This window comes from Pseudomonas sp. SIMBA_067 (genome assembly GCF_046534675.1).
Lineage (GTDB): Bacteria > Pseudomonadota > Gammaproteobacteria > Pseudomonadales > Pseudomonadaceae > Aquipseudomonas > Aquipseudomonas putida.
Map to the genome: position 1 here is coordinate 1 of NZ_JAWRYH010001219.1, position 241 is coordinate 241.

Sequence of the window (241 nt, forward strand, 5' to 3'; positions counted from 1 at the left end):
GTGCCTGGTACGATCCGGTCGACGCCACTGCCGCCCGTCCGCTTTGTCGTCACGGTAATCCCAATGTGCTGACGCTGGATATCGGGACGTCATCTCTGGCACAGGGATGTAGCGGGCAGATTACGGTGGTGCAGGTGCGTAAATTTGCCGGGGAAGTCACGCCGGTGCAGGCCTTTATTCCCCCGTTATGAGTCGGTTACAGGGCGCTCAGCATTATGCGGCCCAGCGCCTGCAAATCTGC

The 241-nt window shown here is 60.2% G+C and carries 1 protein-coding gene; it reads left to right on the forward strand.

Features of this window, described 5'->3' with window-relative positions:
* Nucleotides 1-191 (forward strand): hypothetical protein (locus tag SB765_RS33175; protein WP_410932969.1); only part of this gene is annotated, 191 nt, incomplete at its 5' end.
* Between the last annotated feature and the right edge of the window lie 50 nt (nucleotides 192-241).